Genomic DNA, 25,633 nt, shown 5'->3' with positions numbered 1-25,633 from the left:
CATGATCCGGGTCCTGATCGCAGACGACCACACGCTGGTGCGCGAAAGCCTGGTCGGCGTGCTGCAGGCCGAGGGCGACGTGCAGGTGGTCGCGCAGGCCGCCGACGGAATCGAAACCATCGCCAAGGCCCAGGCCACGCGCCCCGACGTGGTGGTGGCCGACCTGTCCATGCCGCGCCTGGGCGGGATCGAAGTGATCCGCCGCCTGCGCGAAACGGTGCCCGAGGCGCGCGTGCTGGTGCTGACCATGCACCAGGAGGACGAATACGTGCTGCAGGCGGTGCGCGCCGGCGCCTCCGGCTACCTGGTCAAGGACAGCGCCGCGTCTGAGCTGCTCGCGGCGGTGCGCGCGCTGCGCGCCGGCCGCGGCTACTTCGGCCCCCAGGCCGCGCGCGCGCTGGCCGAACAGATGCAGCACCCCGAGCGCAAAGTCGCCGATCCCTACGGCACCCTCACCGCGCGCGAACGCGAGGTCTTCCACCTGATCGCCGAAGGCCTGACCACCAAGGAAATCGCGCGCAAGCTCGACATCAGCACCAAGACCGCCGAGAACCACCGCGCCCGCGTGCTCGACAAGCTCGGCGTGCGCAACACCGCCGAGCTGGTGCGCTACGCGCTGCGCAAGGGCCTGCTGGACTAACTAGCGGGCGGCCGCCCCCGCTGGGGGCTTTCCCCTGCCCCGCTTGAGGAACCTTCCGGATGGGGGCCGGCACGGCAGGCGCAGATGCTGGGCTGCGCGCTCCGCGTCCATCCCGCAAAGGCCCTGCCCCGCATGTCGCCCCTGTCCCGTACCCTGCGCGCGAGCCTGCTCGCCGCCGCGATCCTCGCCACGCCGCTGCTCGCCGACGCCCGCCGGCTCGACCTGCAGCTCGAACGCATGCTGCCCACCCTCGCCGCCGACGAGCCGGTGGAGGTGATCGTCAGCTTCCACGGCAACGGCCCGATCAGCGCCGAACAGCGCCGCCGGCTGGACGCGCTCGGGCTCGCCGCCCTGACCATGCGCTCGCTGCCGATCGCCGGCGCACGCGCCACCCCCGCCCAGATCCGCGCGCTGCTGGCGATGGACGATGTGCGCTCGGTCTGGCTCAACGCCCCGCTCACGCTCGAGAACGAGGAGGCGACCCAGCTCACCGGCGTGGACCGGCTGCGCACCGACGCCGCGCTGCGCGTCCATGGCCTGCCGGTCAGCGGCCGCGGCGTGGCGGTGCTGGTCAACGATTCCGGCGTGGACGGCACCCACCCCGATCTGCAGTACGGCCCGCACGTGATCCAGAACGTAGCCGCGCAGACCAACCTGTACTCGCTCGACAGCAGCCTGCCCATCACCTACACCGAGAACGTGCCCAACACCGACCTGGCCGGCGGCCACGGCACCCACGTCGCCGGCATCGTCGGCGGCAACGGCGCGGCCTCGCCGGGCGGCCGTTTCGAGGGCGTGGCGCCGGGCGCCGGCATCATCGGCTACGGCTCGGGCGCCGGGCTGTTCATCCTCGACACCCTCGGCGGCTTCGACTACGCGCTCACCCACCAGGCGCAGTACGGCATCCGCGTGGTCTCCAACTCGTTCGGCAACACCAGCGACGTCGGCACCGACTTCGACCCGGACGATCCGACCAACATCGCCACCAAGGCGCTCGCCGACCGCGGCGTGATCGTGGTGTTCTCGGCCGGCAACTCCGGTCCGGGCGAAGGCACCATCACCGGCAACTTCAAGAAGGCGCCGTGGGTGATCGCGGTCGCCGCCGGCGACAAACAGGGCCGGCTGGCCAGCTTCTCCTCGCGCGGCGTGGACGGCCGCGGCGGCGAGGTCGTGCTCGACGGCGTCCGCTACACCTGGGCCGACCGCCCCACCGTCACCGCGCCCGGCGTGGACATCGTCTCCGCCCGCGCCTCGCTCGGCGCCATTGACAAGCTCGCCGCGCAACAGGACCTCGAAGTGCTCGGCCCCACCCTGTCCGCGCGCTACACCCACATGAGCGGCACCTCGATGGCGGCGCCGCACGTCTCCGGCATCGTCGCGCTGATGCTCGAGGCCAACCCGGGCCTGGACTGGCGCGAGGTCAAGCGCATCCTGCAGGACACCGCCACCAACATCCCCGGCCGCGAGCCGTGGGAGGTCGGCGCCGGCTACGTCAATGCCTACGCTGCGGTGCGCGAGGCGATGGGCAAGGGTGACTTCGGCGCCACGGTCAACGCACAGCGCAGCTTCAACGCCAACGTCGTGCTGGCGCCGGCCAGCGAAACCGTCCACCCCGTTTCGTACACGCCGCTGGTGCCCAGCCAGGTGGTGCAGTTCCAGGTCGGCAACGACGTCGCCGTGGTCCAGGCGCGTGCCAACGTCGGCACCAATACCGTGGCGATCTGGCTCACCGATCCCAACGGCAACGTGTACAAGTCCTCGGTCGGCCTGCCGGTGCTGGGCGCCAACGTCGCCGTCACTGCGCCGGGCGTACCCGGCACCTGGCGCATGACCCTCAAGGGCACCCAGGCCACCGGCACCGGCACCAACGGCGGCGGCCTGCCGGCCACGATCAATGTCCGGATCAAGCAGGTGCGCACCGGCGGCTACACCGGCCTGGACGACATCGCCGGCCATCCCGGCCGCGGCTTCATCGAGTACGGCGTCGCCAACCGCCTCGTGGACGGCTACCCCGACGGCCGCTTCCGCCCCGACCAGCCGCTGACCCGCGGCGAGCTCGCGGCCTATCTCACGATGGGCGCCGGCGTGCGCCAGTTCCTGCCGCTGCACGGCAACTCGAGCTTCAACGACGTGGCAGTCGGCAGCGCCCTGTGGCCGTTCGCCGAGGCCGTCGCCAGCTCCGGTGCCGCGCTGCGCGACCTCAGCCACCGCCAGGTGGGTCTGATGGGGACACTGGATGGCGCCTTCCGTCCCAATGACCACGTCAGCCGCGTCAGCCTGGCCTACTCGCTGGTGCAGAGCCTGGGCCTGCAGGCGCAGGCGCAAGCGCCGGTGGAGACGGTGACCGTCCTCTACGACGGCAGGCGCATCCCGATCGAGGACCAGGCCGCGATCCCGTCCGCGCTGCGCGGCTACGTGCAGCTGGCGCTGGATCTGTCGCTGATCAACGCCCGCTTCGCCCTGGTGCAGGGGCCGTACGACCTGCAGCCGACGCTGAAGGCGTACTTCGACCCGGCCCAGACGGTCACCCGCGCCGCCTATGCGGCCGCGGCCAGCCGCCTGCTCGGCGTATACGGCCCGTAAGGCGTTCGCGCGGACGCGCCCCCTCGCTCCGCGCAACACGAAGCCCGCCGGCCGCCCCGGCGGGCTTCCTCTTTTCCGCGCCCGCGCGGGCCGCACCATGCGCCGTAGTATCCTCGCGCCGATCCCGAATTCACTGCCGCGAGGACACGCATGAAGGCTTGGCTGGGAGTGGCGTTGTTGTGCTGCGCGGGACTGGCGGGCTGCGGCGGCGGCCCGGTCCGGCGCGTCTCGGAACCGTCGGCGAGCGTGCAGCAGCTCACCGTGCACGCCGACGGCACCTGGTCGGTGGACCTGCGCCTGCAGAACTACAGCAGCGTGCCCATGCGCTTCGACAGCATCAGCCTCGCCTTCGACATCGGCGGCCAGAGCGCCGGCACCCTGGCCGGCCAGCCCGGCCTCGCCATCGGCCCGGAATCGGCCGACGTGGTCACGCTCGCGCTGCAGCCGGCCTCGGCCGCGCGCATCGCCGTCGCCGCCGCGCTGGCCGAACGCCGCTCGCTTCCCTACACCCTGCGCGGACAGGTCCAGGCCGCGCCCGAGGACGCCCGCGCCCGCCGCTACGACATCGAGCGCAGCAGCGCGCTCAGCCCCGTGCCCGGCGTGCCCGGCGTGATGAGGTGACCCGATGAGCACCTATGCCGCCCCGCTCGAAGAGATCCGCTTCGCGCTCCACGACGTGCTCGGCGCCGAAGCGCTGTTCGCGCGCCTGGGCCATGCCGAGGCCAGCCGCGACCTCATGGACGCGGTGCTGGAGGAGGCTGCGCGCTTCGCCGTCGCGGTGCTCGCGCCGCTGAACCGGATCGGCGACGAGACCGGCTGCCGCTTCGACCCCGCCACCGGCGAAGTGCGCACCCCGCCCGGCTTCCGCGAGGCCTACGCGCAGTTCGTCGCCGGCGGCTGGAGCGGCCTGACCGCGCCGCCGGAGTACGGCGGCCAGGGCCTGCCGCACCTGCTGGGCGTGCCGCTCAAGGAGATGATCGACGCCGCCAACCTCGCCTGGGGCAACTTCCCGCTGCTCTCGCACGGCGCCACCGAGGCGCTGCTGCACCACGGCGAGGCGTGGCAGCGCGAGGTGTTCCTCAAGCCGCTGGTGGAAGGCCGCTGGACCGGCACCATGTGCCTGACCGAACCGCACTGCGGCAGCGACCTCGGCCTGCTGCGCACCCGCGCCGAGCCGCAGCCCGACGGCAGCCACGCCATCACCGGCACCAAGATCTTCATCACCGCCGGCGAGCACGACCTCACCGACAACATCGTGCACCTGGTGCTCGCGCGCCTGCCCGACGCGCCGGCCGGCGTGAAGGGCATCTCGATGTTCATCGTCCCCAAGCTGCGCGTCGGCCGCGACGGCGTGGTGGACGGGCGCAACGCGGTGCGCTGCGGCGCGCTCGAGCACAAGATGGGCATCCACGGCTCGGCCACCTGCGTGATGAACTTCGACGCCGCGCAGGGCTGGCTGATCGGCGAGCCGAACAAGGGCCTCGCGGCGATGTTCACCATGATGAACACCGCCCGCCTCGCGGTCGGCCTGCAGGGCCTGGGCCTGAGCGACCGCGCGCTGCAGAACGCGCTGCGCTACGCCCGCGAACGCCTGCAGATGCGCGCGTTGTCGGGGCCGCGACATCCGGACAAGCCCGCCGACCCGATCATCGTCCACCCCGACGTGCGGCGCATGCTGCTCACGCAGAAGGCGCTGGTCGAAGGCGGGCGCCTGCTCGCCTACCACGCCTCCGCGCTGGTGGACGTGGCCGCACGCAGCGCCGACGCGCAGGAACGCACCGAGGCGGCGGCGCTGCTGGGCTTCCTCACCCCGGTCGTCAAGGCCTGCCTGACCGAATGGGGCGTGGAATGCACCTACCACGCGCTGCAATGTTTCGGCGGCCACGGCTACATCCGCGAGCACGGCATGGAGCAGCTGGTGCGCGACGCGCGCATCACCACGCTGTACGAGGGCACCACCGGCATCCAGGCCCTCGACCTGCTCGGGCGCAAGGTGATCCAGTTGCGGGGCGAAGGCGCCAAACCCTTCCTGGCGATGATCGAACGCTTCTGCGCCGAACATGCGGGCGAGGCGGCGCTGGCCGAATTCGTCGCCCCGCTGCGCGCGAAGGCGGAGGAATGGTGGCGGCTGACCGAGCGCAGCACGGCCCGCGCCGCCGCGAATCCGGAGGAGATCGGCGCGGCGGCCTGGGACTACCTGTTCCACACCGGCTACCTCGCCCTGGCCTACTGGTGGGCCCGCGCAGTGGCCGCGGCCGACGCCTCCGGCCATCCGCAGGCGTTCAAGGACGACAAGCGCGCCACCGCCCGCTTCTACTTCGCCCGCCTGCTGCCGCGCACCGCCGCGCACGCCGCCGCGATCGAAAGCGGGATCGGCTCGCTCCCGGAACTCGCCTGACACCGCCCCACGCCCGCCCCGGTGGGCAAACCGTCATCAGTGGGGTATAAGCTGGGCGGGCGATGGAGACCGACACAGCCGCCCTGCGCCTGGTCGCAACCGGTTCCTCCCCGGGCCCGGACGGGCCCGGCGCCGCCCCGCCCCCCGCGATCCGCGCCCTGCGCCTGCTCTCGCTCGACGCCCACGGCCGCGTGCTGGACTGGATGAGCTGGCAGGACGCGGCCTGCCTGTACGCCCGCGGCGCCGTGGCCTGGACCCTGGGCGAGCCCTGCCTGACCCTGCACGGCGGCACCTGCCGTGCCACCGGCCGGCAGAGCATCCTCGAACTGCACCCGATCATCGCCGCCCGCGGCCACGCCCGGCCGCAGGCGCTCGATCCCACGCCGGCGCTGACCAACGCCGCCCTGTTCGCCCGCGACCAGCACCTGTGCCTGTACTGCGGCGGCGAGTTCACCCGCAGCCACCTCACCCGCGACCACGTGGTGCCGCTCTCGCGCGGCGGCCGCGACATCTGGGAGAACGTGGTCACCGCCTGCTTCCACTGCAACTCGCGCAAGGGCGGGCGCACCCCGCAGCAGGCCGGCATGCCGCTGCTGGCGGTACCGTACCGGCCGAGCTGGATCGAGCACCTGATCCTGAGCAATCGCCACATCCTCGCCGACCAGATGGCGTTCCTGAAGGCGCAACTGCCCAGGCGCACGCGGCTGAGCGCGTGAGCCCCGCCCGCCGCCCGTCGTCCGCTCCCCTGCGCCCGCGTTGACGCCGACGCGGCGCTTGGGAACACTCGGCGCTTTGACCACCGACCGGCAGACCCACGATGGCCTTGACCCTCGGCACCACCGGCATGGATTCGGCGACGGAAGCGGAGCTGCGCGCGGCCTTCCAGGCGGCCAACCTCCAGCTCGGCGGCCGCTGGCGGCTGCTCCCGGAAAGCGAGGCCGAATACGTCGTCGTGGACATGGACAGCATGTACGGGCCGATGAGCTGGCTGCGCCTGCATGCGGCCGGCAAGAAGGTGATCGGCCTGACCGCCTCCGCGCGAACCCAGACCGATTTCCGGCTGCCGCGCCCGCTGAGCGCGCAGGGGCTGGTGGAGGTGCTCAACGAGATCGCCGGCGCGCCGGCCCCGGCCCCGGCCGCGCCAGCGCCCGCGGAACCGCCGCCCCCGCCGGCAGCCGAGCCCGCGCCTGTCGCCACCATCGTGACGCCGGCGCCGGAACCCGAACCGGAGCCGGAGCCGGAACCCGCGCCCGTTGCACCCGTGCCGCCCCCTGCGCCGCCGCAGGAGCGCCGGCTGGGCGACTGGCTGGCGCCCGGGGCGCTCGCCGGCCGCGTGCGCCTGCAGCGCCACAGCATCACCCTGCTGATAGACGCCGACGCCCGCCTGTACCACGGCCCCGCCGCGCTCAAGCCGCTCGCGCCGCTGTACGCCGAGGTGCTCGCGGCTTCCGACTTCGCGCCGGTGGACGCGGCCGCCTGGGCCCGGGAGAGTGCCGCGCTCGGCCCCGCGCAACCGCTCACCCGCCTGCAGTGGTACGGCGGCCTGGTCGCCGGCAACGGCCGGCTGCTGCCCGGCTACGACCCCGCCGGCAAGTTCAAGCTCGGCAAGTGGCCGCAGACCGAGCGCGAGTTCCCCAAGCACTTCCGCATCGCCACCGCGATGATGAAGGCCCCGGCCACGCTCGAGGAGGTCGCCACCGCCAGCGGGGTGCCACTCGAGGAAGTGGCCGATTTCGTCAACGCCAACCTGGTCACCGGCTACGCCGAGCCCTGGCGCGAACCGGAACCCGAACCCGAGCCGCAGAAGCCCGGCGGTCTGCTGGGGCGCCTGCGCGGCCGCTGAGGCCGCGCGGGGTCAACCTTGCCCCCGCCGCCCCCGTGGCGGGACAATGACCGGCTCGCCGCGTCCGTCCCCCACGACGTCATGATCGATCCGCAGCGCTACCCGCGGCTGTCCCGCATCTCCGTCCCCGCCGACCTGCGCCGGTTCGAGGAATCCGAACTGCGCGCGATCGCCGACGAACTGCGCGCCTACCTGATCGAATCGGTCGGCCGCAGCGGCGGCCATTTCGGCGCCGGCCTGGGCGTGATCGAACTGACCGTCGCCCTGCACTGGCTGTACGACACCCCCGAGGACCGCATCGTCTGGGACGTCGGCCACCAGTGCTACCCGCACAAGATCCTCACCGGCCGCCGCGACGTCATCCACACGGTCAAGCAGAAGGGCGGCGTGGCACCGTTCCCCAAGCGCGAGGAGAGCGAGTACGACACCTTCGGCGTCGGCCACTCCTCGACCTCGATCTCGGCCGCGCTGGGCATGGCCATCGCCGCCACGCGCGCCGGCAGCGAGCGCCGGGTGGTCGCGGTGATCGGCGATGGCGCGATGACCGCCGGCATGGCCTACGAGGCGCTCAACCACGCCGGCGGCATGGAGCCCGAGCCGAACCTGCTGGTGATCCTCAACGACAACCGGATGTCCATCAGCGAGAACGTCGGCGGGCTGACCAAGATGCTCGGCCGCCTGTCCGGCAGCCGCACCCTGAATGCCATCCGCGAAGGCGGCAAGAAGCTGCTCGGCGACAAGCACGGTGCGCCGGCGCGCTTCGTCAAGCGCTGGGAGGAGCACTGGAAGGGCATGTTCGTGCCCTCGACCCTGTTCGAGGAGATGGGCTTCCACTACACCGGCCCGATCGACGGCCACGACATCCACGCCCTGGTGTCCACGCTCAAGACGCTGCAGACCCTCAAGGGCCCGCAGCTGCTGCACATCATCACCACCAAGGGCAAGGGCTACGAGCTGGCCGAAGAGGACCAGATCGGTTACCACGCGGTGTCGCCGTTCGACCCCGCCCAGGGCATGGTGCCCAAGCCCGGGGCGAAGAAGCCGACCTACACCGACGTCTTCTCCGACTGGCTGTGCGACATGGCCGCGGCCGACCCGCGCCTGCTGGGCATCACCCCGGCGATGCGCGAAGGTTCGGGCCTGGTGCGCTTCAGCCAGGAATATCCCGACCGCTACTTCGACGTCGCCATCGCCGAACAGCACGCAGTGACGCTCGCCGCGGGCATGGCCTGCGAGGGCGCCAAGCCCGTGGTCGCCATCTATTCCACCTTCCTGCAGCGCGCCTACGACCAGCTCGTGCACGACGTGGCGATCCAGCACTTGGATGTGCTGTTCGCGATCGACCGCGGCGGCGTGGTCGGCCCGGACGGCGCGACCCACGCCGGCAACCTCGACCTGTCCTACCTGCGCTGCGTGCCGGGCATGGTGGTGATGGCGCCGGCGGACGAGAACGAGTGCCGGCAGATGCTGACCACCGGCTTCCGCCACGAGGGCCCGGCCGCGGTGCGCTATCCGCGCGGCACCGGCCCGGGCGTGGCGGTGCAGCCCACCCTCGACACCCTGCCGATCGGCAAGGCCGAGGTGCGCCGCCGCGGCAGCCGCATCGCCCTGCTCGCCTTCGGCGCGCTCGTGCCCGCCGCCGAGCAGGTCGGCGCGGAGCTCGGCCTGACCGTGGTCAACATGCGCTTCGTCAAGCCGCTCGACCACGCGCTGATCGTCGAACTGGCCAAGACCCACCAGGGCCTGGTCACCCTCGAGGACAACGTGGTGATGGGCGGCGCCGGTTCCGGCGTGAGCGAGCTGCTGGCGTGCGAGAACCTCGTCCTGCCGATGCTGCACCTCGGCCTGCCCGACGCGTTCCAGCACCACGCCAGCCGCGAGGAACTGCTGGCCGAGGCCGGCCTGGACGTGGCCGGGATCCGCGCCGCGGTCCTGGCCCGCTGGCCCGAGCTCGCCCCCGCCGCCGCGCCGCGCAGCGCGGCCGGCTGAGGCCGCGCGGCGCCGGCTACTCCGGCGCCTCGACCGTGTACCCGCGCGCCTGCAGCGTGGCGAGCAGGCCGTCCGGCCGCAGCAGGTCGCGCATCGGCAGCACCGCGAAGGTCACGCCGTTGCCGGCCAGCGCCTTCTCCGCCGCCTCCAGCCAGCGCGTGCGCATCTCCGCCTCCAGGTCGCGCTGCACGCGCTTGCGCACCGCATCGGTCTGCAGCGTGGCGCGTACGCAGCTCTCGTTCTGGTCCTCGTAGGGCAGCGCGCGCAGCGTGGCGAGGTCGCCGGTGGCCCAGGCGTTGGCGCGCAGGCGCATCCGGTCGAGGTCGGCTTCCACGCGCCGCAGGGTCTGTTCGAAACACGCCATGTCGTCGAGGCTGGTGCCGCGGAACTCGTCCAGCGCCGCCTTCGGATCCTCGATCACCACGCGCACTTCCGGCCGCGTCTGCCGTACCTCGTGCGCCTTGATCGCGCGCATCAGCACCGGGCCGACCACGCCGCCCTGGCGCAGGCCGGAATCCTCGAGCGCCTCCTCGTACAGCTTCATCGCCGCAAACAGCGGCCGCCACTGCTCCACGCCCTCATCGCGCCCCAGGTGCTTGCGCTTGAGCGGCAGCCAGCGGGCATAGAGGTCGGCGGGCAGCACTTCGCGCAGGGTCCTGCCGTCCGGGTTGCGGCGCGCCTTCAGCGCCCTGGGCATCAGCAGCAGGCCGCGGAAGAAGCCGATGTCGGCATCGAACACCAGCGAAGGCGACCAGATCACCTCGTCGGCCTGCGCGATCACCGCCTCCACGTCGCGCGAGACCCACTCCATCTTCGCCGGCAGCGGCGAGAGGGTGCCGAGCACCCACAGCGTGCGGCCGTCCTTCGACACCTTCCACATGCCCGGCCCGGGCTGTACGCCGGTGACCACCACCGGCGCCTCGTCGCGGATCGGCAGGTCGGCGAACGCCGACGCCGGTGCGGACGTCGCCGCGGGAGCGGAGTCAGGCTCGGGCGCCTGCGCGCGGGCAACGGACAGGAACAGGCACAGCACCACGCACAGCGACGCGGCCGACAATGGACGACGGGACATCCCTTTCCTCCAGGACGAAGTGGCGAAGGCCGGTGCGGCGCACCGGAACGGCGCATTCAGACAGTGTCGCCGGGCGGAGGTTCCTGCGAAACGACGACGCCCGGCTTGGGCCGGGCGTCGTTCATCGCGTGTTTGGTCGGGGTAGCCGGATTCGAACCGACGACCACCAGTCCCCCAGACTGGTGCGCTACCAGGCTGCGCTATACCCCGGTGAGGCGTGGGATTATAGCCGCATCCGGCCGGTCCTGTTCATGCGCCCGCTCAGCGCCGCAGCAGCTGCAGGATCTCCTCCAGCTCCATCCGCACCTGGCGCACGATCTGCGTGCTCAGCGCGGCTTCCTTCTTCGCGCCCTCGCCCTCCAGGCGCAGGCGCGCGCCGCTGATGGTGTAGCCCTGCTCGTAGAGCAGGCCGCGGATCTGGCGCACCAGCAGCACGTCGTGGCGCTGGTAGTAGCGGCGGTTGCCGCGGCGCTTGACCGGCTTGAGCGAGGGGAACTCGGTCTCCCAGTAGCGCAGCACGTGCGGCTTGACGTCGCACAGCTCGCTGACCTCGCCGATGGTGAAGTAGCGCTTGGCCGGGATCGGCGGCAGTTCGCGGTTGCTGCCGGGATCAAGCATGGCCGCCTCCGGAGTAGGCCTCCACCCGCTCCTTCAGCTTCTGCCCGGGCCGGAACGTGACCACGGTGCGCGCGGAGATCGGGATCTCCTCGCCGGTCTTGGGATTGCGGCCCGGCCGCTGGTTCTTGCGCCGCAGGTCGAAGTTGCCGAAGCCCGACAGCTTCACCTGGCGCCCGCTCTCCAGCGCCTCGCGCAGCACGTCGAAGAACGCGTCCACGAACTCCTTCGCTTCGCGCTTGTTCAGGCCGACGTCCTCGTACAGCCGTTCCGCCATTTCCGCCTTGGTCAACGCCATCCTCTCGTCCCCCTGTGAACGAATGCCGATGGGCCCGGCCGGGGCCGGGCCCCTGCGCAGGACGCGATGGAATGCGCCCTACGCGCGGATGACCGCGCCGTGGTCCTGCTGCAGCGCGGCGATCACCGCCGCCACCGCCGTATCCACGTCGCGGTCTGTCAGGGTGCGGGACTCGTCCTGCAAAATCAAGCCCATAGCCAGACTCTTGAAACCCGTTTCCACGCCCTGGCCGACGTAGCGGTCGAACAGCACCAGCTCGCGCAGGAACGGGCCCGCGGCGGCCCGGACGCTGTCGGCGAGGGCCGCCCAGGACACCGCCTCCGGGACGACGAACGCGAGGTCGCGGCGGACGGACGGGAACTTCGACAGGGTCCGCGCGCGCGGCAGGGCGCGGGCCAGCAGCGGCACCAGGTCGAGCTCGAAGCCGACCACCGCCGGGGCCAGGTCCAGCGCCCGCTGCAGGCGCGGGTGGAGCTGGCCGATCCAGCCGATCCGGGCCCCGTCGCGGTACACGTCGGCCGAGCGCCCGGGGTGGCCCCAGGGCGCCTGCGAGCGGCGGTACTCGAGCCGCGCCCCGGCCAGGGCCGCCAGGCTGTCGAGGTCGCCCTTGAGGTCGTGGAAGTCCACCGGCCGCGCCGGCACGCCCCACTGCTCGGCCGCGGCGTCGCCGCAGGCCACCGCGGCGATGCGGGCGGTTTCCCGCGGCGCCTCGCCGGCGCGCGCGGCGAACACGTTGCCCAGCTCGAACAGCCGCACCCGCGGCTGCTGGCGGGCGACGTTGCGCGCCAGCGCCGCGACCAGGCCGGGCAGCAGCGCGGTGCGCATCACCGCCAGCTCGGCGCTGAGCGGGTTGGCCAGCGGCACGCCGTCGGTCTCCAGCTGCCAGTGCCGCAGCAGCGCGGCGTCCACGAACGCGTAGTTGACCGCTTCGAGATAGTCGCGCGCGGCCAGGTGCCGGCGCACCGCCGCTTCGGCCACGCGCCCTTCGCCCGGCGCCACCAGCGGCGCGGCGCCGCCCGGCAGGGTGGCCGGCACCGCGTCGTAGCCGCGGATCCGCACCACTTCCTCGATCAGGTCCTCCTCGAGCGCGAGGTCGAAGCGGCGCGGCGGCGGCGTGGCGCGCCAGCCGTCGGCGGTGGTGTCCACCGCCAGCCCGAGCGCGCGCAGGATGCGCTCGACCTCGGCGTCGGGGATCTGCATCCCGAGCACGCGCGCCAGGCGCGCGCGGCGCAGCGCGATCGGCCGCGGCTGCGGCAGGTGCTGCGGCAGCACCGCCTCGGTCAGCGGGCCCGGCGCGCCGCCGGCGATCTCCACGATCAGGCGTGTGGCGACCTCGATCGCCTGCCGCGGCAGTTCCGGATCCACGCCGCGCTCGAAGCGGTGCGCGGCGTCGGTGTGCAGGCCGAGCCGGCGGCCGCGGCCGATGATCGCGCTCGGCGCGAAGTGCGCGGCCTCGAGGAACACGTTGCGCGTGGCCTCGGTGACGCGGGTGTCGAAGCCGCCCATGATCCCCGCCAGCGCGACCGGACGGTCGGCGTCGGTGATCAGCAGGAACTCCGGATCGAGCGCGACCTCGCGGCCGTCGAGCAGGGTCAGCGCCTCGCCCGCGCGTGCGCGGCGCACGCCGACCGGGCCGCGCAGCAGGTCGCGGTCGAAGGCGTGCATCGGCTGGCCCAGCTCGAGCATCACGTACTGGGTCACGTCCACCAGCAGGCTCACCGGGCGGATGCCGCTGCGGCGCAGGCGCTCGGCCATCCACACCGGCGTGCGGCGGCCGGCGTCCACGCCCTCGATCACGCGGCCGACGTAGCGCGGCGCGTCCGCATCCGCATGCAGCTCGACCGGCAGCGCGGCGTCGGACAGGGCCGGCATCGGCGTGGCGTCGAACGCGATCACCTCGCTGCCGCAGGCGGCGGCCACGTCGAAGGCGATGCCGCGCACGCTGAAGCAGTCGGCGCGGTTCGGGGTCAGCTTGAGCTCGATGCTGGCGTCGGGCAGGCCGAGGTAGGCCGCCAGCGGCATGCCCACCGGCGCGTCGTCGGGCAGCTCCAGCAGCCCCGAGGCGTCGGCGTCCAGGCCGAGTTCCTGCGCCGAGCACAGCATGCCGTGCGACTCCACCCCGCGCAGTTGCGCCGCGCGGATCTCCATCCCGCCCGGCAACCGCGCGCCCACCGTGGCCAGCGGCGCGAGCAGCCCCGGCCGCGCGTTCGGCGCGCCGCACACGATCTGCACCCGCCCGTGCCCGGTGTCCACCTGGCACACCTGCAGCCGGTCGGCCTGCGGATGTCGCGCGCACTCGACGATGCGCGCCACGATCACGCCGTCGAGCCCTTCGCCGAGTTCGGCGATGCCCTCGACCTCCAGTCCGATCGCGGTCAGCGTGGCCGCGAGCCGCTCGCGCGTGGCGTCGGTGCGGACGTGTTGGCGCAGCCAGTTTTCGGAGAATTTCATTACGCGAACTGCCTCAGGAAGCGCACGTCGTTGTCGAAGAAGCTGCGCAGGTCGTCCACGCCGTAGCGCAGCATCGCCAGCCGCTCCACGCCCATGCCGAAGGCGAAGCCGGTGTAACGCTCGGGGTCTATGCCGACGTTGCGCAGCACGTTCGGGTGCACCATGCCGCAGCCGAGCACCTCCAGCCAGCGGGTGGAGCCGTCCGCCTGCTGCCAGGCGATGTCCACCTCGGCCGAGGGTTCGGTGAACGGGAAGTAGCTCGGGCGGAAGCGCATCTCGAAGTCGCGCTCGAAGAACGCGCGCACGAACTCGGCCAGGGTGCCCTTGAGGTCGGCGAAGCTGGCGTGCTCGTCCACCAGCAGCCCCTCGCACTGGTGGAACATCGGGGTGTGGGTCTGGTCGGAGTCGCTGCGGTACACCTTGCCCAGCGCGATCATCCGCAGCGGCGGCCGGTGCTCGCGCATGTAGCGCACCTGCACGCCGGAGGTGTGGGTGCGCAGCAGGCGGCCGTCGCCGAAGTAGAAGGTGTCGTGCATCGCCCGCGCCGGATGGTGCGGCGGGAAGTTCAGCGCCTCGAAGTTGTGCCAGTCGTCCTCGATCTCCGGGCCGTCGGCCAGTGCGTAGCCCAGGCGCGCGAAGATGTCGGCCATGCGCTCCATCGTGCGGCTGACCGGATGCAGGCCGCCGACCGCGGACAGCCGCCCCGGCAGGGTGACGTCCACCGTCTCGCCGGCCAGGCGCGCCTCGAGCGCGGCCTCCTCCAGTTCGCCCTTGCGCGCGGCCAGCGCCGCGCCGATCTCGTCGCGGGCGCGGTTGATCGCCTCGCCCGCGGTCTTGCGCTGCTCCGGCGGCAGGCCGCCGAGCGCCTTGAGCTGCGCGGTCACGCTGCCGTGCTTGCCGAGCAGCGCCACGCGCAGCGCCTCCACCGCCTCGGGCGTGTGCGCCGCGGCGATGTCGGCCAGCGCCTGCCGCGTCAGCGATTCGATGTCGTTCATGTGCCGGACCCTAAACGAAACATGGGGAAGGACTCGCGCCCTTCCCCATGATGAGGAGCTTTCCCCTGGAAAGCCCGCACAGGGATGTGCGGGCCCTGGCAAGGGAATCGCACTATGCCGCGAGCGCGCTCTTCGCCTTCTCGGCCAGCGCGGCAAAGCCCTTCGCGTCGTGCACGGCGATATCCGCCAGCACCTTGCGGTCGAGGGCGATGCCGGCCTTGGCCAGGCCGTTCATGAAGCGGCTGTAGCTCAGGCCGTTGATGCGGGCCGCCGCGTTGATGCGCTGGATCCACAGCGAGCGGAAATCGCGCTTCTTGCGCTTGCGGCCGATGTAGGCGTACTGCAGTGCCTTGGTGACCGCCTGCTTGGCGACGCGGAACACCTTGCGGCGGGCGTTGTAGTAGCCCTTGGCCTGGCGGAGGATCTTCTTGTGACGGCGGCGCGCCATCACGCCACGCTTGACTCGTGCCATGGGTCAGCCCTCCTCAGAGATACGGCAGCATGCGGTCCAGGCGGCCCGCGTCCTCGGCGCGAACATGGTTCGTCTGCCGCAGGTTGCGCTTCCGCTTGGTCGCCTTCTTGGTGAGGATGTGGCTCTTGTTGGCGTGGCCGGCCTTGTACTTGCCGGAAGCGGTCTTCCGGAAACGCTTGGCCGCCGCCCGATTGGTCTTGATCTTGGGCATGGGAGGTCCTTTCGGAGTGCTGTCACTGGCGGGGCGGTGGCGGTGCCACGCTTTCCTTCCTTGCCCCTGCCGGTCGTAAGCCGTTGATCCCCAAGGGATCCGCGGCGGGTCCTGTGATTGCTGACGCAACCCCCGGGCGAACCGGGCCGGCCATTATGCCGGGCCCCGGTTTCCCTTGCAAATCAGAGGGGTAAGCGCCTCCCCGGCGTGCGGAGAGGGCGGCCGGCGTCACTTCTTCTTCGGCGCGATCATCATCACCATCTGCCGGCCCTCGAGCCGGGGGCGCTGCTCGATCACCACGTCCTCGCCGAGGTCGGCCTCGATCCGCTGCGCCATCGCCCGGCCGAGTTCCTGGTGGCTCATCTCGCGGCCGCGGAAGCGGATGTTGACCTTGACCTTGTCGCCCTCCTCGAGGAAGCGGCGCATGTTGCGCAGCTTGATCTGGTAGTCGCCCTCGTCGGTCACGGGGCGGAACTTCACTTCCTTGATCTCGACCTGCTTCTGCTTCTTCTTCGCAGCCGCGGCCTTCTTCTGCTGCTCGAACTTGAACTTGCCGAAGTCCATGATCCGGCACACCGGCGGGTCGGCGTTGGGCTGGATCTCGACCAGGTCCAGTTCCGCTTCTTCGGCCATGCGCAGGGCTTCGTCGCGCGACAGGACGCCGATCATCTCGCCGTCGGCGCCGATCACGCGCACGCGCGGCACACGGATCTCGTGGTTCCTGCGGTTCTGTTTCTCGAGGGTGCTGATGTTGCGGTCTCCGGGATGGGTGGTGCCGGCCGCACCGGGCGGCCGGGCCTGGCTCATGCTGCCACGTGGTCGGCCCGCAGGCGCGCGGCGAAGTCGGCGACGCTCATGCTCCCCAGGTCCTCGCCACTGCGCGTGCGCACGGCCACCGCGCCGTGCTCCTTCTCGCGGTCCCCCACCACGAGCAGGTACGGCACCCGCTGCAGCGTGTGCTCGCGAATCTTATAGCCGATCTTCTCGTTCCGCAAATCGGATTGGACCCGGAACCCTTGATTCGCAAGGGTTTTCCGGACCTCCTCGGCCCAGTCGGCATGGGCGTCGGTGATGGTCATCACCACCGCCTGGACCGGGGCCAGCCAGGCCGGGAGCTGGCCGGCGTGGTGCTCCAGCAGGATCCCGATGAAGCGCTCCATGGAGCCGACGATGGCCCGGTGCAGCATCACCGGGTGGCGGCGCTGGCTGTGCTCGTCCACGTACTCCGCCCCCAGCCGGGCCGGCATCATGAAGTCCACCTGCATGGTGCCGAGCTGCCAGGTGCGGCCGATGGCGTCCTTGAGGTGGTACTCGATCTTGGGGCCGTAGAAGGCGCCTTCGCCCGGCAGCTCCTGCCACTCCACGCCGGCACCGCGCAGGGCGTTGCGCAGGGCGTCCTCGGCCTTGTCCCAGGTGGCGTCGTCGCCCAAGCGCTTGTCCGGGCGCAGCGCGATCTTGATCTGGATGTCGGAGAAGCCGAAGTCGGCGTAGACCTTCAGCGCCTGCCGGTGGAAGGCGGTCACCTCGGCCTCGATCTGGTCCTCGGTGCAGAAGACGTGGCCGTCGTCCTGGGTGAAACCACGCACGCGCAGGATGCCGTGCAGGGCACCGGAGGGCTCGTTGCGGTGGCAGGCGCCGAACTCGCCGTAGCGGATCGGCAGGTCGCGGTAGCTGTGCAGGCCGGCGTTGTACACCTGCACGTGGCCCGGGCAGTTCATCGGCTTGAGCGCGTAGGTGCGCTTCTCCGACTCGGTGAAGAACATGTTCTCCTTGTAGTTGTCCCAGTGGCCGGACTTCTGCCACAGGGACACGTCCAGGATCTGCGGGCAGCGCACCTCCTGGTAGCCGCTGTCGCGGTACACCTTGCGCATGTACTGCTCGACCACCTGCCAGATCGCCCAGCCCTTCGGGTGCCAGAAGATCAGGCCCGGGGCCTCCTCCTGCAGGTGGAACAGGTCCTGCGCCTTGCCGATCTTGCGGTGGTCGCGCTTCTCGGCCTCCTCCAGCTGGTGCAGGTAGGCCTTGAGGTCCTTCTCGTTCAGCCAGGCCGTGCCGTAGATGCGGCTGAGCATCTGGTTGTTCGAATCGCCGCGCCAGTAGGCGCCGGCCACCTTCATCAGCTTGAACGCGCGCAGCTTGTCGGTGCTCGGCACGTGCGGGCCGCGGCACAGGTCGGTGAACTCGCCCTGGGTGTAGAGCGAGAGTTCCTCGTCGGCGGGGATGCCCTCGATGATCTGCGCCTTGTACTCCTCGCCCAGCCCGCGGAAGAAGCGGATCGCCTCGTCGCGCGGCTTGACGCTGCGCGTGACCGGCAGCGCCTCCTTGACGATGCGGTGCATCTCCTCCTCGATCCGCGGCAGGTCCTCGGGCGTGAACGGGCGCTCGTAGGCGAAGTCGTAGTAGAAGCCGTTCTCGATCACCGGGCCGATCGTGACCTGCGCCCCCGGATACAGCCGCTGCACCGCCTGCGCCAGCAGGTGCGCGGTGGAGTGCCGCAGGACCTCCAGCGCGTCGGGGTGCCGGTCGGTGACGATCTCCAGCTGCGCGTCGCGCTCGATGCGGTGGCTGGTGTCCACCAGCCGGCCGTCCACCTTGCCGGCCAGCGCGGCCTTGGCCAGGCCGGGGCCGATGCTTGCCGCCACCTCGGCGACCGTCACGGGGTGGTCGAATTCACGGCGGCTGCCGTCGGGGAGCGTGATCGTGATCATCTGTGCGGGCGTCTCGTCTCTCTCCCCACCTGGGGGAGGATTGGCCTGTCTCTCCCTCCCCCGCACGCGGGGGAGGGCCGGGGTGGGGGCCGGGCGCAACAAAAAAGCGCCACGAGGGCGCTTGTTCCGTTTCCGCACGCATGCGGCAACCCGGCCTCGTGGAATCTCGGCGTCAGTGGCGGGGAGTCCTCATGTCGCACGCTCGGCCGGCGTTTCCGCGGGCCACCTTTGTCTTCAGTCGTTGACCAGGTCACGCCGGTGAGGCGTGGTGGGCGGTACAGGGTTCGAACCTGTGACCCCTACCATGTCAAGGTAGTGCTCTACCGCTGAGCTAACCGCCCGGGGCCGTGCAGTCTAGCGGATGCCGGGCGGCGGGAAAAGCCGGGCCCCTCAGCCGGCCACCAGCGCCGCCTCCTTGATCCGGCGGATCTCGTCCCGCACCCGGGCGGCCTCCTCGAACTCCAGGTCGCGGGCGTGCTGGTACATGCGCTGCTCCAGCGCCTTGAGCCGGGCCGCGAGCTGGGCCGGGGCCATCCGTGCGTACTCCTCCACCGGCTCGGCGACGCGGCGCGCCTTGCCGCGGCCGCGGGCCTCGCCCGGTTCGGCGCGGGCGCCCTCCATGATGTCCATCACCGGCTTGGCGATGGACTGCGGCACGATGCCGTGCGCGGCGTTGTATTCGAGCTGCTTCTGCCGGCGGCGCCCGGTTTCGTCCATCGCCGCCCGCATCGAGCGGGTCACGGTGTCGGCGTACAGGATCGCCTTGCCGCGCACGTTGCGCGCGGCGCGGCCGATGGTCTGGATCAGCGAGCCGGTCGAGCGCAGGAAGCCTTCCTTGTCCGCATCGAGGATCGCCACCAGCGACACCTCGGGCATGTCCAGGCCCTCGCGCAGCAGGTTGATGCCCACCAGCACGTCGAACCGGCCCAGGCGCAGGTCGCGGATGATCTCCACCCGCTCCACCGTGTCCACGTCCGAGTGCAGGTAGCGCACCCGCACGCCGTGCTCGCCGAGGTACTCGGTGAGGTTCTCGGCCATGCGCTTGGTCAGGGTGGTGACCAGCACGCGGTCGCCCCAGGCCACACGCTGGTGGATCTCGGACAGCAGGTCGTCCACCTGGGTGGCGACCGGACGCACCTCGACCTCCGGGTCCACCAGACCGGTCGGCCGCACCACCAGCTCGACCACCTCGCCGCCCGACTCGCGCAGCTCGTACGGCCCCGGCGTGGCCGAGACGTAGATGCTGCGCGGCGAGCGCAGCTCCCACTCCTCGAAGGTCAGCGGCCGGTTGTCGAGCGCCGAGGGCAGGCGGAAGCCGAACTCCACCAGCGTCTCCTTGCGCGAACGGTCGCCGCGGTACATCGCCCCGATCTGCGGGATGGTCACGTGCGACTCGTCCACCACCAGCAGCGCGTCCGGCGGCAGGTAGTCGAACAGGCACGGCGGCGGCTCGCCGGGCATGCGCCCGGTCAGGTGCCGGGAGTAGTTCTCGATGCCGTTGCAGTAGCCCACCTCGGCCAGCATCTCCAGGTCGAACTGGGTGCGCTGGGCCAGGCGCTGCGCCTCCACCAGCCGGTTCTGCGCGTACAGCTGTTCCAGCCGCTCGCGCAGCTCGAGCTTGATGTTCTCGATCGCGTCCAGCACCGTGCGCCGGGTGGTCACGTAGTGCGACTTCGGGTAGATCGTGTAGCGCGGGATCCTGCGCAGCGCCTCGCCGGTGAGCGGGTCGAACACGGTCAGGGCCTCGATCTCGCCGTCGAACAGCTCGATCCGCAGCGCCTCCGCGTCGCTCTCGGCCGGATGCACGTCAATGGTCTCGCCGCGCACCCGGTAGCAGCCGCGGCCGAGTTCGAACTCGTTGCGGGTGTACTGCATCTCGGTCAGGCGACGGATCAGCTCGCGCTGCTCGATGCGCTCGCCGCGCACCAGGTGCAGCACCATCTTGAAGTACTCGTTCGGGTCGCCCAGGCCGTAGATGGCCGAGACCGTGCAGACGATGATCGCGTCGCGGCGCTCGAGCAGCGCCTTGGTCGCCGACAGGCGCATCTGCTCGATGTGCTCGTTGATCGAGCTGTCCTTCTCGATGTAGGTGTCGGAGGACGGGACGTAGGCCTCCGGCTGGTAGTAGTCGTAGTAGCTGACGAAGTACTCCACCGCGTTGTGCGGGAAGAACGCCTTGAACTCGCCGTACAGCTGCGCCGCCAGGGTCTTGTTCGGCGCCATCACCAGGGTCGGCTTCTGCACCCGCTGGATGACGTTGGCGACGGTGTAGGTCTTGCCCGAGCCGGTGACGCCCAGCAGCACCTGCCTGGCCAGCCCGGACTCGAACCCCGCCACCAGCCGCTCGATCGCCTGCGGCTGGTCGCCCGCCGGGGAGTACGGGGCGACGAGCTGGAAGCCGGCGGGGGTGGAATCGTCGTTCATGGCGGGCGGCACGGGGGAAGCCGACACGGGCGGGGGAAACTCACAGTCTAGACCCGCGCCCCGGTCACTGCCCCGTCCCGGTCACGGAGAAGCCGGCAGGCAGATCCCAGCCGGCGATTTCCGACCCGCACGCCTGCCCTTCCCCGATCCCGCGCCTCCGTCGCCCTCGCCACCCTGCGGGCATCCACACCGACCGCCCGCCGCCATGGCCCACCGCCTCCAGTCCGGCCTGACCCTGCTCGAAGCCCTGATCGCCCTGCTCGTCCTCGCCCTGCTCCTGGGCACCGCCGTCCCTGCCCTGAGCAACGCCACCGAAGCCGCCCGCCGCGGCGGCGCCCTCGCCAGCCTGGGCGGCTCCCTGCTCGATGCCGTCCGCCACGCCACCCTGACCGGCAGCGAGGTCGTGCTCTGCCCCGGCGACGCCGGCGGCTGCCGCCGCAGCGTGGATTGGTCCAAGGGCTGGATCGCCTATGCCGACCTCGACCACGACCGCCAGCGCGACCCGCACGAAACCCTGCTTGCCGCCGTCGCTCCGCTCCCCGGCCGGGTCCACCTCCGCAGCACCCCCGGCCGCACCCGGCTGGTGTTCCAGCCCGGCGGCGGCAACGCCGGCTCCAACGTCACCTTCACCCTCTGCGACGGCCGCGGCCCCGCCCACGCCACCACCGTGGTGCTGGCCAACGACGGGCGGCTGCGGCAGGGCACGCCGAGCGCGGCGGCAGCGGAGGCGTGCATGGTGCCGATGTGAGGCCGCATGACTTGCACGCGCGGCCCCGCTCACGGCAAAATGTCGCGCTCCGCCCGAATAGCTCAGCCGGTTAGAGCATCTGACTGTTAATCAGAGGGTCGTTGGTTCGAGTCCAACTTCGGGCGCCAGATGCCACGCACAAAAAACCCGCCTTGCGGCGGGTTTTTTGTTGACGGCCATGCTCACGGGCAATCCGGCGAGCTCACCGTGAACCTCGGGTCGCTGCTGTTGCCGGTGTATGTGCAGGTCACCGGCTGCTGCGTATCCACCGGATTGCTGAAGACGAGCCCGATCACGTCGTTCGCGTTCACCGCCGTGAACTGCACTATGGTGGACTCGTTCCTCCGCCCGTCGTTCAGCGCGGTGCCGACCGACCCGGCGGGCGATCCGTTCAGGGTCGCGCTGTCCAGGGCGAAGTTGCGGCAGATCTTGACCTCATACGGCGAACCAGAGTCAGGGTACGGGATCGGGTCACGACCGTTCTTGGTGCACGTCAGCGGTGCCGTGCTCGTTGTATTGACCTGGTAGTTGTAATTGCTGGCCAGGATCGTGGTCGGGCTGCCCAGCGCCTGCGCCGTGCACACATAGGGGCTGGGATAAGTCGAAGTGCCTGGCGTGGACGGGTTGCAGGTCACGCCCGTCTGGCCGCCGGTGCTGAACGCGATGCCCGGAATGCGGCCGCCACCCGAGGGCACCGTCAGGCCGCCCCCCAGATTGACGCTGAAGTTGCCGCCAGTCCCCGGCGGAGGCGCGGAGCCGGTGATGCGGAAGTTCTGGGTGTCCGTCAGGTCCGTGGCGTCGTCCGGATCCACCGCTGCGTACAGGGCCACGCCCGAGTTCGACGCCGTGATCCGGCTCGTCGCCAACGGGGTGTCGTTCGGCTGCGGATTGGAGCCCGGCGTCGCCTTGCCGCGCACCGGATTGTTGCTGGTGAGCGACTCGACGAAGTCGTTGTTGGTGACCACCAGTTGCGTGGTGGTGCTCGTCGTCCACCGCGCGATCTCGGTCAGGTTGATCGAGGTGAACGGCAGCACCCGCAGCACGCAGGTCAACAGCCCCGTGGCGCTTTGGTCCGCGCACTGGGACTTGGCATCGTCAATCGCGTCCCGCGCCACCTTCTCCAGGTAGTCAACGTACAGGCCGCGCGCATGCATCCACCGCTCGTCCTGGGTGCGGTCGATGGAAATCTGGCTCGGCACGTCGAGGTTCTGCGGCTGCGCGGCCGTGGCATAGGTCGTCGGCGAGGGCGAGGTACGGTTGTTGTAGCCGCTGGAGGAACCGGCGCGGAACCGCGCATCCAGATAGTCCTTGACGAAATCCTGGTAACTGGAGACGGCCGCGGTGCTGGGCACCGGCGACTGCGCGTTGCTGGCCGTCTCGAGCAGGTTGAAGTAGTCGTTGGACAGGTCCGCGGCGACGTCGAAGATGCCGTCGGTGCGGATCATCCGGCAGGCTTCGAGGTACTCGCCGGAGGTCACTTGGGTCAGCACACCGTTGACCAGGTTGTAGTGCGCGTGGGGGGAGCGCCACGGATCGAACTTCGGCTCCGCCGACGCCAGCGTGGAAGGGTCATGATGGTTGCGGCAGCACGCCTCGCACAGGCGGCTCTGCGGCGGGTCGTTGTTGCGCAGGGTCGCGGCCCCCGCCGGCGCCGAGTACGAGGCCGGCTGCGGCGGGGCGTAGCGGAACCCGTTCCAGTACACCGGCCGGTAGGCCTTGACGCTGCTGCCGGGTGCGTTGCCGTAATCGCACTTGCAGCCGATCACCGCGGTTTCCACCCGCGCCTGGGCCAGGGCCGTGTTGCCGGACAGCGCCGCATAGGTCAGGACATCGAACCGGGTCTCGACCACCGCCTGGCTGTTGTTGCGCCCCACCACCTCCGGCTTGGGATTGGTGGCCGCGGTATCGGTGCCGTTGCCGATGGCGATCGGGATCACGCCCGCCTCGCCGGCCGGGTTGTAGATCAGCACCTGCGGGCCACGCGGCCGGCTGGTGCGGTTGACCCGGTTGCGCGCGCTGTCCTTCGGGTCGATCGCAGCGATCGCGTCCTCCATCACCACCGTGCGGTCGGCGCCGTTGGCGTCGGTCCAGGTGACCTCGACGCGGACGGTCTTGAACTCGTTGTTCTCGGCATAGGTGGCGGTATTGAGCGCGCCGGTCAACGACACGGAGTTGTCGAACCCGCCGCCGGCCCGCGGCCAGGCATAGCGGTCCACGACCCACTGCCGGCGGTAATTGATGCCGCCCAGGTTGCCGGAGGAGTCGGAGATCGTCTCTGCCGTGCTGCTGCTGGTGAGCGCCCGGTATTCATCGAGGCTGGAATACGCGCGCAGTTCCTCCAGCTTGGCCTTGGCGAGCGCGATCGCCACCGACTGCGCCTTGGCCTCGGACGAGGCCTGCATCAAGCGCGCCTGCAGGGCGGCCAGCGCGAGCAGGCCGAACGAGAGCACGACCACCGCGATCAGCACTTCGATCAGGCTGAAACCGCGGACGAGACGCGAACCATGAGGGGTCATAGGGGTCACCTCGCTCAGATGCCGGTGCGGCTGTCGAGCCAGCTGCCGGGCACCTTGCCGAACTTGGCACTTGCAGGGAAGCAGGTGGTGCACGACGAGGCGCTAGTGTCGTCGTACACGATGTCAATGTTGCCGCCGAGGTCAACGTCGCCTTCCACGATCATCGAGCCGAAGATCTTGACGTTGCCGTTGCCCCGCACTTCGGCGCTGTTGTTGTTGCTGCGCGCGAACAGCATGCCGTAGAACGTGACGTTGCCGTTGATGCTGACGTTGCCGTCCACCACCAGGATCACGGGACCGGTCGGCGAGCCGAAATTGCCGAGGTCGCAATTGCCGGTGACGTAGAAGATGCCGGACGACCCGGTCCCCAAGGAGCTGCAGTCCGAGAGCACCGTGGCCCCCAGCTCCTCGATCAGGGCGTAGGCCGCGCAGTTCTGCGTGCCGCTGGTCCCGCAGTTGCTCAGGACGGTGGTGCCACCTTCCGCCACCACGTAGTTGACGTTGAAGGTGTACTCGAACAGCGAGTCGTCGCTGGGATCGTTCGGGTTGTCGTAGGGCTCGCGCGGGAAGAACGTGATGTCGGGCAGCGAGCCCGCGTTGCAGTCGCGGTCCAGCACGTCCAGCCCCTCGCGCCGCACCGAACCGGAATGGCCGGAGAGGTAGTCGCTGCCGGTAGCCGTGACCGCCGGGCAGCCGCAGGCGTTGTTGCTGGTGGCGCAGGTCGTCTTGAGATCCTCGCGCGGCGTGGAACGCAGATACTCGCCGACATGGCAGGTGGACACCGAGCCGATGCCGCCACCGCCGCCGGCGCAGCCAGCGCCGACCTCGATGTCCACGTTGTTGGGCGACCAGATCGAGCCCGGCACGCCGTAGCCGCCGGCATTCGGCGACGCCACGATCTCGGCGTTGCCCAGGCCCCGGACGAATCCGGAGGCGATCAGCGGCACCGCCGCCGCGGGGGTGTTGCCGGTGGTCGTCGCCCAGGTCTCCTTGATGGTGGCCGCCGCGTTCTCACCCGGCAGCGAGGTCTCGGCGATCAGGGTGACCGCGATGTTGTTGCCGGTGGCGGGATTGGCCGCGCAGGGGAACGAGGGGCTGGCCGGCGTCAGGTCGCTGCCGATCCTGCACAGCACGGCGTTGACCGTGGTGGTGGCGTTGTAGGTCGCGGCGCCTTCGCCGGTGCGGACGCCGGTGAGGGCGCCCGCAATGGTGGTGTAGGGAAGGCCGTCAATGGTGGCGGTGCTGGGATCGTTGTCGAAGTAGTACATCTGCTCCCGTCGCGCACGCAGCCGCTCGGCCGCGCAGGGATGGGTCACCGGCACCGGGCCGCCCTCATTGGCGAGCAGGCCGGTGGGGCAGCGCACCCACTTGGCGCTGCCGGGCGTGAGCCAGCCCGCGCCGGTGTTGGCGATGATCTTGTCCCGGTTGGCCTTCAGGTATTCCCCCGCCAGGTTGAGCGCATACTCCGCCGCCTGCTGGGTGATCTCGGCCCGGTTCTCGCTGGTGGTCGTGCGCTGCTCGAAGAACGCCACATTGGTGGAGAACAGCACGATCAGGGTCAGGATCACCAGCAGGATCAGCGTGATCGCCAGCGTGGTGATGCCGGCCTGGGACCGGGACAGGGTGGGGAGATGGCGGCGGGTAGGCATGTGGATGTGCTCCATCGGCGC

At 70.9% G+C, this 25,633-nt stretch carries 20 protein-coding genes and 3 tRNA genes; 9 read left to right on the top strand and 14 right to left on the bottom strand.

What is annotated here, in order from left to right; genetic code table 11:
* Position 1 precedes the first annotated feature (1 nt).
* The 7 genes from FPV26_RS10080 to dxs all read left to right on the top strand — a co-directional run bounded on the left by FPV26_RS10080 (position 2) and on the right by dxs (position 9,453).
* Positions 2-640, top strand: coding sequence for a response regulator (locus tag FPV26_RS10080; RefSeq protein WP_147653755.1), 639 nt, complete (start codon positions 2-4; stop codon positions 638-640).
* 132 nt (positions 641-772) lie between these two features.
* Positions 773-3,223, top strand: a complete 2,451-nt coding sequence (locus FPV26_RS10075; protein WP_147653754.1) for a S8 family serine peptidase — start codon at positions 773-775, stop codon at positions 3,221-3,223.
* A 150-nt stretch (positions 3,224-3,373) separates the two neighbouring features.
* Entirely contained in the window at positions 3,374-3,844 is a 471-nt protein-coding gene (locus FPV26_RS10070) for an LEA/WHy family protein (RefSeq protein WP_147653753.1), read from the top strand.
* Between the two features lie 4 nt (positions 3,845-3,848).
* Positions 3,849-5,621, top strand: coding sequence for an acyl-CoA dehydrogenase C-terminal domain-containing protein (locus tag FPV26_RS10065; RefSeq protein WP_147653752.1), 1,773 nt, complete (start codon positions 3,849-3,851; stop codon positions 5,619-5,621).
* Between the two features lie 62 nt (positions 5,622-5,683).
* Positions 5,684-6,337, top strand: a complete 654-nt coding sequence (locus FPV26_RS10060; protein WP_147653751.1) for an HNH endonuclease — start codon at positions 5,684-5,686, stop codon at positions 6,335-6,337.
* Between the two features lie 101 nt (positions 6,338-6,438).
* Positions 6,439-7,464, top strand: coding sequence for a hypothetical protein (locus tag FPV26_RS10055; RefSeq protein WP_147653750.1), 1,026 nt, complete (start codon positions 6,439-6,441; stop codon positions 7,462-7,464).
* Positions 7,465-7,545: 81 nt separating this feature from the next.
* Positions 7,546-9,453, top strand: coding sequence for a 1-deoxy-D-xylulose-5-phosphate synthase (gene dxs / locus FPV26_RS10050; RefSeq protein WP_147653749.1), 1,908 nt, complete (start codon positions 7,546-7,548; stop codon positions 9,451-9,453).
* 16 nt (positions 9,454-9,469) lie between these two features.
* Here dxs and FPV26_RS10045 read toward each other — a convergent pair whose 3' ends face one another.
* From FPV26_RS10045 to uvrB, 12 genes are all read right to left on the bottom strand, one after another.
* Positions 9,470-10,525, bottom strand: coding sequence for a TraB/GumN family protein (locus FPV26_RS10045; protein WP_147653748.1), 1,056 nt, complete (start codon positions 10,523-10,525; stop codon positions 9,470-9,472).
* A 133-nt stretch (positions 10,526-10,658) separates the two neighbouring features.
* Positions 10,659-10,735 (bottom strand) — tRNA-Pro (locus tag FPV26_RS10040).
* A gap of 51 nt (positions 10,736-10,786) precedes the next feature.
* The gene (locus FPV26_RS10035) at positions 10,787-11,143 is read right to left on the bottom strand and encodes a MerR family transcriptional regulator (RefSeq protein ID WP_147653747.1); all 357 of its coding nucleotides are present in this window, start codon (positions 11,141-11,143) and stop codon (positions 10,787-10,789) included.
* Positions 11,136-11,438 carry an integration host factor subunit alpha gene (locus FPV26_RS10030; protein ID WP_147653746.1) on the bottom strand — a complete coding sequence of 101 codons (303 nt, stop codon included), beginning with the start codon at positions 11,436-11,438 and terminating at the stop codon, positions 11,136-11,138. The genes FPV26_RS10035 and FPV26_RS10030 overlap by 8 nt, the downstream gene beginning before the upstream one ends.
* Positions 11,439-11,516: 78 nt before the next feature.
* On the bottom strand, positions 11,517-13,889 hold the full coding sequence (gene pheT, locus FPV26_RS10025; protein ID WP_147653745.1) for a phenylalanine--tRNA ligase subunit beta: 2,373 nt from the start codon (positions 13,887-13,889) through the stop codon (positions 11,517-11,519).
* On the bottom strand, positions 13,889-14,884 hold the full coding sequence (gene pheS / locus FPV26_RS10020; protein WP_147653744.1) for a phenylalanine--tRNA ligase subunit alpha: 996 nt from the start codon (positions 14,882-14,884) through the stop codon (positions 13,889-13,891). The genes pheT and pheS overlap by 1 nt, the downstream gene beginning before the upstream one ends.
* Before the next feature lie 112 nt (positions 14,885-14,996).
* Entirely contained in the window at positions 14,997-15,356 is a 360-nt protein-coding gene (rplT, locus tag FPV26_RS10015) for a 50S ribosomal protein L20 (RefSeq protein ID WP_147653743.1), read from the bottom strand.
* Between the two features lie 13 nt (positions 15,357-15,369).
* Complete coding sequence (gene rpmI, locus FPV26_RS10010) at positions 15,370-15,567, bottom strand: 50S ribosomal protein L35 (RefSeq protein WP_056132915.1); 198 nt, start codon at positions 15,565-15,567, stop codon at positions 15,370-15,372.
* A 228-nt stretch (positions 15,568-15,795) separates the two neighbouring features.
* Positions 15,796-16,374, bottom strand: coding sequence for a translation initiation factor IF-3 (infC, locus tag FPV26_RS10005; RefSeq protein ID WP_147653742.1), 579 nt, complete (start codon positions 16,372-16,374; stop codon positions 15,796-15,798).
* Entirely contained in the window at positions 16,371-18,275 is a 1,905-nt protein-coding gene (gene thrS / locus FPV26_RS10000; protein WP_147653741.1) for a threonine--tRNA ligase, read from the bottom strand. The genes infC and thrS overlap by 4 nt, the downstream gene beginning before the upstream one ends.
* A 266-nt stretch (positions 18,276-18,541) precedes the next feature.
* Positions 18,542-18,616 (bottom strand) — tRNA-Val (locus FPV26_RS09995).
* 49 nt (positions 18,617-18,665) lie between these two features.
* Positions 18,666-20,699 (bottom strand): excinuclease ABC subunit UvrB, encoded by a 2,034-nt coding sequence (gene uvrB, locus FPV26_RS09990; protein WP_147653740.1) that lies wholly within the window; start codon positions 20,697-20,699, stop codon positions 18,666-18,668.
* Between the two features lie 205 nt (positions 20,700-20,904).
* Between uvrB and FPV26_RS09985 the strand changes: the two genes are divergently transcribed.
* Both FPV26_RS09985 and FPV26_RS09980 read left to right on the top strand, forming a co-directional pair.
* Positions 20,905-21,447, top strand: coding sequence for a GspH/FimT family protein (locus tag FPV26_RS09985; RefSeq protein ID WP_181952625.1), 543 nt, complete (start codon positions 20,905-20,907; stop codon positions 21,445-21,447).
* Between the two features lie 51 nt (positions 21,448-21,498).
* Positions 21,499-21,575 (top strand) — tRNA-Asn (locus FPV26_RS09980).
* 54 nt (positions 21,576-21,629) lie between these two features.
* Here FPV26_RS09980 and FPV26_RS09975 read toward each other — a convergent pair.
* Together FPV26_RS09975 and FPV26_RS09970 are read right to left on the bottom strand one after the other, a co-directional pair.
* Positions 21,630-23,963: a type IV pilus modification PilV family protein gene (locus FPV26_RS09975; RefSeq protein ID WP_147653738.1), complete on the bottom strand. Its 2,334-nt coding sequence runs from the start codon at positions 23,961-23,963 to the stop codon at positions 21,630-21,632.
* A gap of 14 nt (positions 23,964-23,977) precedes the next feature.
* Entirely contained in the window at positions 23,978-25,612 is a 1,635-nt protein-coding gene (locus FPV26_RS09970; RefSeq protein ID WP_147653737.1) for a PilX N-terminal domain-containing pilus assembly protein, read from the bottom strand.
* Between the last annotated feature and the right edge of the window lie 21 nt (positions 25,613-25,633).

It is taken from the genome of Vulcaniibacterium gelatinicum, from assembly GCF_008033445.1.
GTDB lineage: Bacteria > Pseudomonadota > Gammaproteobacteria > Xanthomonadales > Xanthomonadaceae > Vulcaniibacterium_B > Vulcaniibacterium_B gelatinicum.
Note: the sequence above shows the minus strand (reverse complement) of the source record. Positions and strands in the feature narration are given on the sequence as shown.

What these genes read in the sequence shown, in the direction of transcription:
- FPV26_RS10080 (WP_147653755.1), top strand. Translation starts at nt 2, where the DNA reads ATGATCCGGGTCCTGATCGCAGACGACCACACGCTGGTGCGCGAAAGC.
- FPV26_RS10035 (WP_147653747.1), bottom strand. Translation starts at nt 11,143, where the DNA reads ATGCTTGATCCCGGCAGCAACCGCGAACTGCCGCCGATCCCGGCCAAG.
- rplT (WP_147653743.1), bottom strand. Translation starts at nt 15,356, where the DNA reads ATGGCACGAGTCAAGCGTGGCGTGATGGCGCGCCGCCGTCACAAGAAG.
- FPV26_RS09985 (WP_181952625.1), top strand. Translation starts at nt 20,905, where the DNA reads ATGGCCCACCGCCTCCAGTCCGGCCTGACCCTGCTCGAAGCCCTGATC.
- FPV26_RS09975 (WP_147653738.1), bottom strand. Translation starts at nt 23,963, where the DNA reads ATGACCCCTCATGGTTCGCGTCTCGTCCGCGGTTTCAGCCTGATCGAA.
- FPV26_RS10030 (WP_147653746.1), bottom strand. Translation starts at nt 11,438, where the DNA reads ATGGCGTTGACCAAGGCGGAAATGGCGGAACGGCTGTACGAGGACGTC.
- FPV26_RS10065 (WP_147653752.1), top strand. Translation starts at nt 3,849, where the DNA reads ATGAGCACCTATGCCGCCCCGCTCGAAGAGATCCGCTTCGCGCTCCAC.
- FPV26_RS10060 (WP_147653751.1), top strand. Translation starts at nt 5,684, where the DNA reads ATGGAGACCGACACAGCCGCCCTGCGCCTGGTCGCAACCGGTTCCTCC.
- FPV26_RS09970 (WP_147653737.1), bottom strand. Translation starts at nt 25,612, where the DNA reads ATGCCTACCCGCCGCCATCTCCCCACCCTGTCCCGGTCCCAGGCCGGC.
- FPV26_RS10070 (WP_147653753.1), top strand. Translation starts at nt 3,374, where the DNA reads ATGAAGGCTTGGCTGGGAGTGGCGTTGTTGTGCTGCGCGGGACTGGCG.
- FPV26_RS10045 (WP_147653748.1), bottom strand. Translation starts at nt 10,525, where the DNA reads ATGTCCCGTCGTCCATTGTCGGCCGCGTCGCTGTGCGTGGTGCTGTGC.
- thrS (WP_147653741.1), bottom strand. Translation starts at nt 18,275, where the DNA reads ATGATCACGATCACGCTCCCCGACGGCAGCCGCCGTGAATTCGACCAC.
- rpmI (WP_056132915.1), bottom strand. Translation starts at nt 15,567, where the DNA reads ATGCCCAAGATCAAGACCAATCGGGCGGCGGCCAAGCGTTTCCGGAAG.
- FPV26_RS10075 (WP_147653754.1), top strand. Translation starts at nt 773, where the DNA reads ATGTCGCCCCTGTCCCGTACCCTGCGCGCGAGCCTGCTCGCCGCCGCG.
- pheT (WP_147653745.1), bottom strand. Translation starts at nt 13,889, where the DNA reads ATGAAATTCTCCGAAAACTGGCTGCGCCAACACGTCCGCACCGACGCC.
- pheS (WP_147653744.1), bottom strand. Translation starts at nt 14,884, where the DNA reads ATGAACGACATCGAATCGCTGACGCGGCAGGCGCTGGCCGACATCGCC.
- dxs (WP_147653749.1), top strand. Translation starts at nt 7,546, where the DNA reads ATGATCGATCCGCAGCGCTACCCGCGGCTGTCCCGCATCTCCGTCCCC.
- infC (WP_147653742.1), bottom strand. Translation starts at nt 16,374, where the DNA reads ATGAGCCAGGCCCGGCCGCCCGGTGCGGCCGGCACCACCCATCCCGGA.
- FPV26_RS10055 (WP_147653750.1), top strand. Translation starts at nt 6,439, where the DNA reads ATGGCCTTGACCCTCGGCACCACCGGCATGGATTCGGCGACGGAAGCG.
- uvrB (WP_147653740.1), bottom strand. Translation starts at nt 20,699, where the DNA reads ATGAACGACGATTCCACCCCCGCCGGCTTCCAGCTCGTCGCCCCGTAC.